Below are 13,638 nucleotides of genomic sequence, written 5' to 3'. Positions count from 1 at the left end.
TGGCGATAGGCTGCTATGAGAATATTCGTTATCTTTGCACAAACAATCAAGAAGTAAAATATTTCATATCAGTTATGAGCAACCAGAGATACATGATGCGCGGCGTGAGCGCATCGAAAGAAGACGTTCACAACGCCATCAAGAACATCGACAAGGGTATCTTCCCGCGGGCTTTCTGCAAGATTATCCCCGACATCCTGGGCGGCGACCCGGAGTATTGCAACATCATGCACGCCGACGGCGCGGGCACCAAGTCCTCGCTGGCCTACCTCTATTGGAAGGAAACGGGCGACCTCAGCGTGTGGAAGGGCATCGCGCAAGACGCGCTGATTATGAACATCGACGACCTGCTGTGCGTGGGTGCGGTGGACAACATCCTGGTGTCCAGCACTATCGGGCGCAACAAGCTGCTGGTGCCGGGCGAAGTCATATCGGCCATCATCAACGGCACGGACGAGTTGCTGGCCGAACTGCGTGAGATGGGCGTGGGCGTCTATGCCACGGGCGGCGAAACGGCCGATATGGGCGACCTGGTGCGCACCATCATCGTAGACTCCACCGTGACCTGCCGCATGAAGCGCAGCGATGTCATCGACAATGCCAACATCCGTCCGGGCGACGTTATCGTGGGCCTCGCCAGCTACGGACAGGCTACTTACGAGAAGGAATACAACGGCGGCATGGGCAGCAACGGACTCACCTCCGCCCGCCACGACGTCTTTGCCAAATACCTGGCCGAGAAATATCCGGAAAGCTACGACCACGCCGTGCCCCAGGAACTGGTATACAGCGGCGCACTCCGCCTGACCGATGCCGTAGAGGGCAGCCCGCTGGATGCCGGCAAGCTCGTCCTCTCGCCCACCCGCACATACGCTCCGGTGGTGAAACGGTTGCTCGACGCCCTTCGCCCGGAGATTCACGGCATGGTGCACTGCTCGGGCGGCGCGCAGACCAAGGTGCTGCACTTCGTGGGCGACAACTGCCGCGTCATCAAGGACAACCTCTTCCCCGTACCCCCGCTGTTCCGCACCATCAAGGAGCAGAGCGGCACGGAGTGGGACGAGATGTACAAGGTGTTCAACATGGGACATCGCCTGGAAGTCTACCTCTCGCCGGAGCACGCCGAGGAGGTTATCGCCATCTCCAAGTCGTTCAATATCGACGCACAAGTCATCGGCCGCATCGAGGAAGGCGAACGGCGGGAGTTGATTATCCGGAGTGAATTCGGGGAGTTCAGGTATTAACCATCAATCTATAAAACAATAAGCAATGGAAACACCCGGAAAGAACCGCATCTTGTACATCGCAGGAGCGGTATTTTTCGCCGCCCTTTTTGTAGCAGACGGCATTGACATGGCCCTGCAATGGGACAGCTACACGATACCGAAGGTTATCCACACCTCCATCCACATGCTGGTTTGGATTCTGATGACCTGGTATTGCGCAAACGAGTTCAAAGTCCGACAGCGCAGGAACAGAGAACGGCATTATAAAACAACAGCAGGATGAAGAAAAGCAAGAAACGTAAATACTGGATAGCCGCCATCGTCTGGTTGGCGACCATGATACTGGCCAACAGCATCAACGAGTACTTCCACGCCAGCCCGCTGATACGCGGCATCACCGTGGGCTTCTGGGTCGTGGCGGCCTATATTCTGTTCAAAGACCTGATGCACCCGCAGATAGGGCGGCGAAAGAAGGATGAGGAGGACGAGGAATGAATATTGAATATCTTACCGACATAAGAACATCATAGAAGAATTATGAGCGAAACCAACACCCTATTAGAAAAACTCGACACCCTCGTAGCCCGCTTCGAGGAAGTATCGACGCTGATTACCGACCCGGCCGTCATCGCCGACCAAAAGCGCTACGTCAAGCTGACCAAAGAATACAAGGAACTGGGCGACCTGATGAAGGCCCGCAAGGAATACGTCCAGGTGCTCGGCGGCATCGACGAGGCGAAAGACATCATCGCCAACGAGACCGACCCGGAGATGCGCGACATGGCCCGCGAGGAGTTGGATCGCTGCGAGGCACGCCGCCCGCAACTGGAGGAGGAAATCAAGCTGCTCCTCATCCCCGCCGACCCGCAGGACAGCCGCAACGCTATCCTCGAAATCCGCGGAGGCACGGGTGGAGACGAGGCGGCACTCTTTGCCGGCGACCTCTTCCGCATGTACTCCAAATATTGCGAGCGCAAGGGCTGGCGGCTGGAGGTGTCCAGTGCCAACGAAGGCGCGGCGGGCGGATTCAAGGAAATCATCTGCTCGGTGACGGGCGAGGGTGTGTATGGCACGCTGAAGTACGAGAGTGGCGTGCACCGCGTGCAGCGTGTCCCGGCTACGGAGACACAGGGCCGGGTACATACATCTGCCGCATCCGTGGCTGTACTGCCCGAAGCCGAACCGTTCGATGTGGAAATCAACGAGGGCGAAATCAAGTGGGACACCTTCCGCAGCGGCGGCGCAGGCGGACAGAACGTGAACAAAGTGGAGAGCGGCGTACGCTTACGCTATAACTGGAAGAACCCCAACACGGGCGTGGTGGAGGAAATCCTCATCGAATGTACCGAAACGCGCGACCAACCCAAGAACAAGGAACGTGCCCTGAGCCGCCTGCGCACCTTCATCTACGACAAGGAGCACCAGAAGTACATCGACGACATCGCCTCGAAGCGCAAGACAATGGTCAGCACCGGCGACCGCTCGGCCAAGATTCGCACCTACAACTATCCGCAGGGGCGCATCACCGACCACCGCATCAACTACACCATCTACAACCTGGCCGCCTTCATGGACGGTGACATCCAGGACTGCATCGACCACCTCATCGTGGCTGAGAACGCGGAGCGGCTGAAGGAGAGCGAACTGTAACCCATGAATTCCTCACCCGTCATGAACTCCCTGAATCATCTCTTCCGCACCTTGGGGCAAGCCTTCCGCCGCTGCGCGACACGCTTCCCCGTCACTACGGTCTTTGCCTTTGCCCTGACCGCCTTTCTCTGCTACCTGACGGCTACTGAAGCCACCCAGGCTTCCGGCAAGCTGCTGATGACCCTGGGATATTATTTCTCTACAGGCACCCTGCTCTCGCTTAGCTTGCATCTGTGGGGAGAGGAGGTAAAGCGAATACGCCTCAGGCAGGGCGTACACCTCACGGCGCAATTGCTCTTAGCAGCCGATGCCCTCTTCCTCTACGCCCAAAGCATGGAGCCACGGCTGGTAGAAATCGGCATCGCCCACGGCGCAGCCATACTGGCCATCGGCTTGTCTGTATTCTTTCTGCCTTTCTTTCGCGAAAAAGATGACATTCCAGCGTGGAACTTTGCGCAAGTGACCTTGGGCACACTGGCATTGGTGGTCATCGTAGGAGCAGTAACGAGCGGAGGGCTGAGCCTGCTTACCCTCTCGCTGCACCGGCTTTTCGGGGTAGAAGTGAGCTATAAGTGCTACCTCTACATACTTATCACCTGTAGTTTGTTACTGCCCTTGCTGATGTTTCTCGGTCTCCTGCCGGAAGGCGAACGCAAGCACGACCGGCAGCCACAACCCACCGCCTTTCTGCAAGGTACCATCCGCTACCTCTTCTTGCCGCTTGCCGCACTCTACCTGCTGGTGCTCTACATCTATGCAGCCACCATCCTTGCACGGTGGGAACTGCCCGACGGGTGGGTGTCGTGGCTCGTAGTGGCTCTCATGGCTGGTATCATTGCCATCGAACTGGGGCTTTACCCTTCGCGTATCAAAGAAGGAAAGCTGACCGACGAACGTATCGCCCGCCTGCTTCCGCTGCTGGCACTGCCGCTGCTGGTGCTGATGACCGTAGGCATCGGACGCCGCTTCCTGGATTATGGCATCACCATCAACCGCCTCTACCTGGCCACGCTCAATGCCTGGTTCTACTTCGTATGTATCGGTCTCATCGCGGGACGGGCTAAGCGGCTGAGCTGGATACCCGTCTCTTTCTCCCTCGTCTTCCTCGTGACATCGGTATTGCCTGTGAACTATGCAGGTATCACGCGCAACATATTGCACGACCAAGTGAAAGATGCTTTGACACAAAGCAACAGGAGCCTGCAACTGCCCCTCACGGAAGAGACATACGAAACATGGATTAAATCGCTCCCCCAAAACGAAGGCCAACAGATTAACAGCAAACTGAGTTACCTGAGCAGTTGGTTCGGAAAGGAGAGCATCAAAGACCTGGTGAAGGATGACATCGCTTTCTACCGCATCGCCCAAGAAGAAGACACTCCCGGCACCGAATCTGTCAGCTTCAGACAGACAGACGGGACAACGCATGCCGTACCACGCGGCTACCGGCAAATGACTTTCGTCAAACAGCACTCTACCCTGACGCTTGCCCCCATATTGCCTATCGCACTGGATGCAGGCACCGATACCCTTTGCCTCCCGCTCGACTCCTTGCAGCACTGGCAAGACACCCAACTGCCGGTAGCACTTCCGACAACTGACGGAAACACGTTTGTGACCACCTACCTCCAACTTTTCATCGACAAGGACCAAGGAGAAGTGGGAACCGAAATAGAAGGATACCTCTTTCACAATAACCCATAGAACAACAAACAATTTACAACAACCAAATACCCAAGAAGATTATGAACAAGCAACAACTCATCGACAACATCCACCGTAAGCAGTCATTCCTCTGCGTCGGCCTGGACACGGACATCAAGAAAATTCCCGATCATCTGCTGGACGAGCCCGACCCCGTCTTCGCCTTCAACCGCGCCATCATCGATGCCACCGCCGACCTCTGCGTGGCTTACAAACCCAACCTGGCTTTCTACGAATGCCTGGGTATGAAAGGATGGCAGGCACTGGAGAAGACCGTGAACTACATCCGCCAGCAATACCCCGACCAGTTCATCATCGCCGATGCCAAGCGGGGCGATATAGGCAATACGTCGCAGATGTACGCCCGCTCATTCTTTGAAGACCTGAAGGTGGACGCGGTCACCGTGGCACCTTATATGGGCGAAGATAGCGTGACACCCTTCCTGACGTATGAAGACACGTGGGTCATCCTGCTGGCGCTGACCAGCAACAAAGGCTCGCACGACTTCCAGCTGACGGAAGACAAAGAGGGCGAACGCCTCTTCGAGAAAGTGCTGCGCAAAAGCCAGGAGTGGGCAGGCGACGACCGCATGATGTACGTCGTAGGTGCCACACAGGGACGCATGTTCGAAGACATCCGCAAGGTAGCTCCCCATCATTTTCTCCTCGTGCCCGGCGTAGGTGCACAAGGCGGCTCGCTGGAGGAAGTCTGCAAGTATGGAATGACAAAAGACTGCGGCCTTCTTGTCAACTCCAGCCGCGGCATCATCTATGCCAGCCGCGAACACGACTTTGCCGATGCTGCACGCCTCGCCGCACGCACAGTGCAGCAACAGATGGCAGAACAACTAAAAAGACCATTCTGAGCCTTGACGCCACTGCCAAACATCTTATTGCCTGCCCCGGTCATGCCACGTCTCTCCGTGCCATGACGGCACAGGCGTTGGCCGAGAGCAAGGCAAGCCAACCAGCAGTACGAAAGTAGAGGAATGTCATTCTTCATGAACATCGCCCAATAGGGTACACAGAGCAAAAAGCGCATTTTATCCAAGAATACCCCCTCTTCTTAGGGGGTATTTCACAAAAAAGCAATAACTTTGCGCCCGAAAACCAACAAAAACAAGACCCATTATGTCTAAAATGCGTTTTTTTGCTCTACAAGAACTTGCCAACCGCAAGCCTCTTGAAGTAACTCCTCCCTCCGACCGACTGTCCGATTACTATGGCAGTCATGTCTTCGACCACAAGAAGATGCAAGAGTATCTGCCCAAAGAAGCCTACAAGGCTGTGACCGATGCCATCGACAAAGGCACCCCCATCAGCCGAGAGGTGGCCGACCTCATTGCCAACGGTATGAAAAGCTGGGCCAAATCGCTCGGCGTCACCCACTACACGCACTGGTTCCAGCCGCTGACCGATGGAACAGCCGAAAAACACGACGGCTTCATCGAGTTCGGCGAAGACGGCGATGTCATCGAACGCTTCTCCGGCAAACTGCTCATACAGCAGGAGCCAGATGCATCCAGCTTCCCCAACGGAGGCATCCGTAACACCTTCGAAGCACGTGGCTACACAGCCTGGGATGTTTCTTCACCCGCCTTTGTTGTAGACGACACATTGTGTATCCCCACCATTTTCATCTCCTATACAGGCGAAGCACTGGACTACAAGACTCCGTTGCTCAAGGCACTGGCCGCTGTAGACCGGGCTGCCACTGATGTCTGCCAACTGTTCGACAAGAACGTGACGCGCGTCTTCGCCAACTTGGGATGGGAGCAGGAATACTTCCTGGTAGACCTGGCACTCTACAACGCCCGCCCCGACCTCTGCCTGACCGGACGCACCCTGATGGGACACTCCTCTGCCAAAGACCAGCAGCTGGAAGACCACTACTTCGGGTCCATCCCCCCGCGTGTCACAGCCTTCATGAAAGAACTGGAGATTGAATGCCACAAGCTGGGAATCCCCGTCAAGACACGCCACAACGAAGTAGCTCCCAACCAGTTCGAACTGGCTCCCATCTTCGAGAACGCTAACCTGGCCAACGACCACAACCAACTGGTGATGGACTTGATGAAACGCATCGCCCGCAAACATAACTTCGTCGTATTGCTGCACGAGAAACCCTACCAGGGCGTGAACGGAAGCGGCAAACACAACAACTGGTCGCTCTGCACCGATACGGGCGTCAACCTCTTCGGACCAGGCAAGAACCCCAAGGGCAACATGCTCTTCCTCACCTTCCTGGTCAATGTGCTGATGATGGTCTATAAGAACCAGGACCTGCTCCGCGCCTCCATCATGAGTGCCGGCAACAGCCATCGCCTGGGCGCCAACGAAGCACCTCCCGCCATTCTGTCCATCTTCCTGGGCAAGCAGCTTTCGAACATACTCGATGAAATCACCCGGCAAGTGAGCGACACGAAGATGACTGCCGAAGAGAAAACGACTCTGAAGCTGGGTATCGGACGCATACCCGAAATCCTGCTGGACACTACCGACCGCAACCGCACCTCGCCTTTCGCCTTCACCGGCAACCGTTTTGAATTCCGCGCTGCCGGCTCGTCATCCAACTGTGCTGCCGCCATGATTGCTATCAATGCTGCCATGGCCAACCAGCTCAACGAATTCAAAGCTTCGGTAGACCAGCTCATGGAAAGCGGCGTAGGCAAAGACGAAGCCATCTTCCGCGTGCTGAAAGAAACCATCATTGCCTCCGAACCCATCCGCTTTGAAGGAGACGGTTACTCCAAACAATGGGAAGAAGAAGCCGCACGCCGCGGACTGACCAACATCCGTCACGTGCCGGAAGCGCTGATGCACTTCGCAGACAACCAGTCGAAAGCCGTGCTCATCGGTGAACACATATTCAACGAAACCGAGCTGAACAGCCGCCTGGAAGTGGAATTGGAAAAGTTCACCATGAAGGTGCAGATAGAAAGCCGCGTGCTGGGCGACCTCGCCATCAACCACATCGTGCCCACCGCTGTCATCTACCAAAACCGGCTGATTGAGAATCTGCGCGGTATGCGCGAAATATTCAGTGCCGAAGAGTACGATGTGCTAAGTGCCGACCGCAAGGAACTCATCCGCGAAATCTCACACCGCGTCACAGCCATCAAGAAACTGGTGCACGACATGATCGAAGCGCGCAAAGTGGCCAACCACCTGCCTCACTACAAAGAACGCGCCTTTGCTTACGAAGAAACCGTGCGACCCTTCCTCGACAGCATCCGCGACCACATCGACCACCTGGAGATGGAGATTGACGACGAAATCTGGCCTTTGCCCAAATACAGAGAACTGCTGTTTACGAAGTAATGACACACAGCCCTCACAGAGACACGGAACATCTTTCGATTCCGTGTCTCTGCCTGAAAACAACCCGCCCCCTCTTTGCCAATCCCGACCGCAACCGACAGAAAACCGGACATATACAAGAACGAAAATTCTTATATATAAGAAGCAGACTTCCTAAACCTTGGAAGCAAACTTCACATATATAGGAAGCATACGACCTATTTTTTCGTAATCTTTCTGTCACCTATTTGCAAAATCTCATTATTTCTTATTACTTTTGTGCTGTATAACACAGTTGTGTAGCATTTATGGCAAAGACAAACCTATCTGACATAGACGTCCCGGCACTGATAGCCGATATGTGGAACCTGTTAAACGAAGAACAGCGCACGTTCCTGGCCGAACATTTCACTCTTCAGTGCTACAAGAAAAACGAGGTCATCCACTGCGAGGATGAGACTCCCACCCACCTGATGTGCCTGCTCAGCGGCAAGGTAAAAATCTACAAAGACGGCGTGGGCGGACGCAGCCAAATCATCCGCATGATAAAACCCGTGGGATACTTCGGCTATGCAGCCTGCTTTGCCGGCAAAGACTACGTGACGGCCGCCGCCGCATTCGAGCCATCCATTATCTGCCTCATCCCCATGAGTGTCATCCAGAGCCTGATTGTGCAGAACCACGACTTGGCCACGTTCTTCATTCACCAGCTTTCGTACGATCTCACGGTGGCCGACGAACGCACCGTCAACCTGACGCAAAAGCACATCCGCGGGCGACTGGCCGAATCGCTGCTCTTCCTCAAGGAAAGCTACGGGCTGGAAGAAGACGGTTCGACGCTTAGCATCTATCTCTCGCGCGAAGACCTGGCCAACCTTTCCAACATGACCACCTCCAACGCCATCCGCACCCTCTCGCAGTTTGCTACCGAAAAGCTCATCGCCATCGACGGGCGCAAAATTAAAATCATCGAAGAAGAGAAACTGAAAAAGATAAGCAAGATAGGATAAGAACCTACTTGTTGCCTGCGGTAAGGAAACCCTCTGCCAAAGAGGCCGGTTTATCCGCGGCACAGAAAAAGCCCACAGACTTACGCAGTACTGATATTACCGCCTGAGCCTGTGGGCTGAATGATTGTTATGCCGCGCTATCTGCCGCGCGGCACACCCATGAGAGTTTATTCAGGAATGAGCGTGAAGCCCCAGCGATACTCCCGGTTGGCAGGCAGGTTGTATCCCGGTTCAGGACGAGCACCCCAGCTGTTGTAACCAGCCACACCCTCCTGCATCATGTCCACACATACCTCCACGAAGTTGCGGGGCGAGATGTCATTCATGTGCGTCATGCGGCGCAAGACATCCTTAGCCTTGGTCACATCATGGTTGGCCACCTCTTCGGGAGTGAAGTTAGTCCACTGATAGTCCTTGTCCTTAGCCTCTTCAGAGTCGAAATCCTCCACCGAGTTGCGCAAGGCGTTGAAGCCCACCAGGCTGTCAGCGCGAACAGTCAGTCCGCGTCCTCCTTTTTGTTCAAGCGTCACCCAACGTGTGTCGGTGTGGTGGCCATTCTCCTGCGGGCGGGAATAAGCGAAGTAAAGGTCTTCGGCCGTCGAACGGTACACATCCACCAGTGTGCCGGCATTGCGGTCCACATAGTTCTCCTCAGGACCCCGCCCAAAGTAAGTTACACGGTTCATCTGGGCAGGCAGACGGAAGCGTACGCCGATGCGCGGCACTACCAGCTTGCTTGCTGCCTGGCGGGCTGCATCGTTACCCGGTGTGAAGGTGGCCATGCGCGTAGCCTCGGACACCTCAGTCTTGGCCGGATCCATGTCCGTAGAGGTGAACACAGCATTCACCTTGACAACACCGGAAGGATGGACACGGTAGGTCATGCGATACAGATTGCCGGCCTTCAGCAGATAATCGGCCTTTATCACAGCGTCTTTACCGTCCATGGCGATGGATGCGTTGACCACGTTAAAGTCCTTGCTGGACTGTTTCCATACCTGTTCGCGCTTCGGGGCACCGTTTCCATAGTCATTGTCCGTGGGACCACGCCAGAAGTTGGGCTGCAGACCGAATCCGTCCTGGAAGTATTCTTTACCCTTGACACGATAAGAAGTCACGACACCTGTTTTTTTATTGAACACGAACTGCACCCGTGACGAAGAGGCAGTCAACTCATCGCCTTCGGTCTGCACGGACAAGGCACTGCCATTGGTGGCAATTGACACGGGCAGCGGCTCGATAGGCAGGCGGAACTGTTCGTGGGCAATCTCATAGCCAGCGGGCACACAGGGTTCAGGCTGAACGGTAGTCAGGCGGAAGTTAACGAAGTATTCGGTACCAGCTTTCGGCTTTAACCCGTCGACGGGCACGATGAATTCCTTGCTACCTTGGGGGGCAATGTCAAGCGACTCTTTGCCGCTGCGCACGATGCGTCCGTTGGCCTTCACCTCGTAGGTCAGCATATACTTATTCAGGTTTGTAAAATAGAAACGGTTTTTCACCAGGAACTTTCCGGCAGCCAGGTCGACCGGTTCCACACCCATGTTCTGGTAAGCATATTTCACCTCAGCCATAGCGGGATGCGGGGTGCGGTCGGCGCTGACAACACCGTCGCACACAAAGTTACCGTCGCTCGGAGCATTCACACCAAAGTCGCCACCATAGGCAAAATAATGACGCCCATTCTCGTCCACTGCATCAATGCCGTGTTCCACCCATTCCCAGATGAAGCCTCCCTGCAAGTTGGGATACTTGTTGATGGCCTTCCACTGATCCCACAGGTTTCCGTTGGAGTTGCCCATGGCATGCGTATATTCCGAAGGCACAACCGGACGGTCACTGCCGCCCTTACCGATAGCTTCCAACCACTCAGCGCCGGGGTATTGGGGCACGTACATATCGCTGTTCCATTCCCACTGGGCACGCTCGTAATTGACAGGACGGTCCATCCAGCCTTTATCGGCCTGCTTCAGCCAAAGGTAGGTCTGGTAGAAGTTATAACCGTTACCGGCCTCGTTGCCCAACGACCAGATGATGACGCATGTACGGTTCTTGTTGCGCTCGAACATATTGATGGTGCGGTACATGTGGGGCTTCAACCACTCGGGGTTATTACCCAATGAGCCACCCTTGCGCAAGTCATAATACATGCCGTGGCTCTCGATATTAGCCTCGTCGTAAACATACAAACCGTACTCATCGCACAACTCGTAAAAACGGCGGCTCTGCGGATAGTGAGACAAACGGACGGCATTGATGTTGTGCCGCTTCATCAGCGTAAAGTCCTTACGCATGATTTCCTCGGTCACATAATGCCCTGTGGCAGGATTGTGCTCGTGGATGTTCGTGCCTTTCAGTTTGATGGGTTGCCCGTTGACAAACATCAGCACGTAGGGCTTTCCATTGGCAGCCACCTGTTCCACAGGCTTGATTTCAATACGACGGAACCCGACATTATAAGGAATGATTTCCGTCACCTGTCCATCCTCCTTCAAAGTCATCAGCAATTTGTAAAGGTTGGGAGCTTCAGACGACCATGTCTGCACGTTGTCCACCTGCTTGTCGAAACGCACCTTGAGGTTCCCTCCGCTCGGCACGCTGACAGACTTCTCGTCTGAAACCACCACGTTACCCTGCTTGTCAAGAATTTCGTAGCCGAAAGTCAAATTGGCAACTGCAGACTTATGGTTGCGCAAATCTGCTTCCAAGGCAAAGATGCCGTTACGGTAAGTGTCATCCAACGTTGATTTGAGGTGGAAATCACGCACGGCGACCTTGGGCTGTGTATGAAGGTAAACATCGCGTTCGATGCCGCTCATGCGCCACATATCCTGACATTCCAAATAAGAACCTGTGCTCCAACGGAATATTTTCAGTGTCAGCACATTCTTGCCGGCTTTCACGTAAGGATTAATCAGGAATTCGGCAGGGTTCTTGGAGTCTTCGTTGTAGCCCACCTCCTTACCATTGATGTAAACATACACACCAGACTTGGCACCGGCAATGTTCAGATAGATGTCACGTTCGAGCCATTCGGCAGGAATATCCATATCGCGGCGGTAAACTCCCACCGGATTAGCCTCAGGCAATGTCGGCGGCTGAGGGTTGCGCGGCTTAAACTCATAACCGTGGTTGGTGTAGATGGCTGTGCCAAAACCCTGCACTTCCCAGTTGCCCGGCACTTTGATGTCATGCCATGAAGAGACATCTACCGACGGGTCTGTAATGTTATCGGGCAGTTGTTTGTAACTGTCCACGAAATAGAACTTCCACGTGCCGTTCAGCGAATGATAGTTAGGACTTTCCTCATAGCTGCTGTTCAAAGCAGTGGTACGGTCACCGAAAGTCATGAAGTCGGTACGCGGTTCTTCCCGATTGACGGACACCGTCTGAATGTCTTGCCAATACGGTTTCTTGTCTCCGGTAACGGAAGCAAGCGCAGGGCTTACTATCCCGGCCAAACAAGCGGCAAGCAGAACTTGCCTTAGCTTTCTGTTGTTCATAAAGCAGTTTTGTTTTTAAAGTTAAAGTGTATTTGTTTAATAAAAAATGGATGTCGGTTTTAATTCAGCAAGTATCAAGAATCACTCTATATCAAACGCAGCGTCACGAAAGCCTATACAAGCGGGAAATTCACAGAACACTTGCCCATCACCCGTACAGCAAAGCCTTCTTTCTGTGACTCCGTGTTTCTGAGTATAACACTAATTCTCCACAATCGCTAATTATCAGGTAATTTCAAAGTTCAACTGTTCAACAAGAGATAGCGTTCTGCCTCAATGGCAGCCATGCAGCCCGAAGCCGCAGCCGTAATAGCCTGACGATAGTGAGGGTCGGCCACATCACCGGCAGCAAAGACTCCCGGTACTCTGGTGCGCGGTGTGCCCGGCTCGGTCAGCAGATAGCCTACCTCATCCGTATCCAGCCAGGGCTTAAAGATGTCTGAGTTCGGTTTGTGACCAATGGCCAGGAAGAATCCGTCAATAGGCAGGTCATAGCGTTGCTCGTCTGCTTCTCCTTTGCGCTTCACCAGATGCACTCCCTCCACACCATTTTCACCGTAAAGTCCTACGGCATTATGTTCAAACAGGACTTCTATCTTGGGATTGTTGAACACACGCTGCTGCATTACTTTCGATGCGCGCAGGAAAGGTTTGCGTACAATCATATAAACTTTGGAAGCAAGACCGGAAAGATAGGATGCTTCCTCACAGGCAGTATCGCCTCCACCTACAACGGCCACCACTTTCTTGCGGTAAAAGAAACCGTCGCATGTGGCACAAGCACTGACGCCCATACCGGCATATTTCTTCTCATCATCCAGACCCAGGTATTTGGCTGTGGCACCTGTTGCGATGATAACGGCAAGGGCCTCGATGATTTTCCCGTCATCTATGGTTATCTTATAGGGCGACGTACTCAAATCGGCAGCCGTTGCCACCCCATAGCGGATGTCGGCACCGAAACGTTCTGCCTGCTTGCGCAAATCTTCCATCAGTTCGGGACCGCCGATACCAGCGGGATAACCGGGAAAGTTCTCTACATCGGTAGTTGTAGTCAGTTGCCCGCCGGGCTGAAGACCGGCATAAAGCACGGGCGAGAGATTGGCACGTCCGGCATAAATGGCGGCTGTATAACCGGCAGGGCCGGAACCGATAATCAGGCATTTTACTTGTTCTGTTTCCATTGCATATTTTCCTTTAAGTTAATAACTCTATCTGCACCGGTTTACGACTCCGGCATGTTGA

General features: G+C 54.2%; 10 protein-coding genes. 8 read left to right on the top strand and 2 right to left on the bottom strand.

Annotated features, from left to right (window positions below):
• The first annotated feature begins 74 nt into the window (after positions 1-74).
• The 8 genes from B5F34_RS01680 to B5F34_RS01645 all read left to right on the top strand — a co-directional run bounded on the left by B5F34_RS01680 (position 75) and on the right by B5F34_RS01645 (position 8,890).
• On the top strand, positions 75-1,244 hold the full coding sequence (locus B5F34_RS01680) for an AIR synthase-related protein (RefSeq protein ID WP_087334405.1): 1,170 nt from the start codon (positions 75-77) through the stop codon (positions 1,242-1,244).
• Between the two features lie 25 nt (positions 1,245-1,269).
• Entirely contained in the window at positions 1,270-1,509 is a 240-nt protein-coding gene (locus tag B5F34_RS01675) for a hypothetical protein (RefSeq protein ID WP_087334403.1), read from the top strand.
• Positions 1,506-1,721, top strand: coding sequence for a hypothetical protein (locus tag B5F34_RS01670; protein ID WP_087334401.1), 216 nt, complete (start codon positions 1,506-1,508; stop codon positions 1,719-1,721). The genes B5F34_RS01675 and B5F34_RS01670 overlap by 4 nt, the downstream gene beginning before the upstream one ends.
• Before the next feature lie 42 nt (positions 1,722-1,763).
• Complete coding sequence (gene prfA, locus B5F34_RS01665; protein ID WP_087334399.1) at positions 1,764-2,876, top strand: peptide chain release factor 1; 1,113 nt, start codon at positions 1,764-1,766, stop codon at positions 2,874-2,876.
• 21 nt (positions 2,877-2,897) lie between these two features.
• Complete coding sequence (locus B5F34_RS01660) at positions 2,898-4,580, top strand: DUF4153 domain-containing protein (RefSeq protein WP_087334397.1); 1,683 nt, start codon at positions 2,898-2,900, stop codon at positions 4,578-4,580.
• Positions 4,581-4,621: 41 nt separating this feature from the next.
• Positions 4,622-5,446, top strand: a complete 825-nt coding sequence (gene pyrF / locus B5F34_RS01655) for an orotidine-5'-phosphate decarboxylase (RefSeq protein WP_087334395.1) — start codon at positions 4,622-4,624, stop codon at positions 5,444-5,446.
• Positions 5,447-5,711: 265 nt separating this feature from the next.
• Entirely contained in the window at positions 5,712-7,901 is a 2,190-nt protein-coding gene (locus tag B5F34_RS01650; protein ID WP_087334393.1) for a glutamine synthetase III, read from the top strand.
• 287 nt (positions 7,902-8,188) lie between these two features.
• Positions 8,189-8,890: a Crp/Fnr family transcriptional regulator gene (locus B5F34_RS01645; protein WP_087334391.1), complete on the top strand. Its 702-nt coding sequence runs from the start codon at positions 8,189-8,191 to the stop codon at positions 8,888-8,890.
• A gap of 167 nt (positions 8,891-9,057) precedes the next feature.
• On the opposite strand, the gene B5F34_RS01640 is transcribed toward B5F34_RS01645, so the two are convergent.
• Both B5F34_RS01640 and trxB read right to left on the bottom strand, forming a co-directional pair.
• Entirely contained in the window at positions 9,058-12,393 is a 3,336-nt protein-coding gene (locus B5F34_RS01640; protein ID WP_087334389.1) for a glycoside hydrolase family 2 TIM barrel-domain containing protein, read from the bottom strand.
• 242 nt (positions 12,394-12,635) lie between these two features.
• Positions 12,636-13,577 (bottom strand): thioredoxin-disulfide reductase, encoded by a 942-nt coding sequence (gene trxB, locus B5F34_RS01635; RefSeq protein WP_087334387.1) that lies wholly within the window; start codon positions 13,575-13,577, stop codon positions 12,636-12,638.
• Positions 13,578-13,638 lie beyond the last annotated feature (61 nt).

Source organism: Mediterranea sp. An20, assembly GCF_002160055.1.
In the GTDB taxonomy this organism is placed as follows: Bacteria; Bacteroidota; Bacteroidia; order Bacteroidales; family Bacteroidaceae; genus Bacteroides; species Bacteroides avicola.
This window is presented reverse-complemented; position numbering and strand designations above follow the sequence as displayed.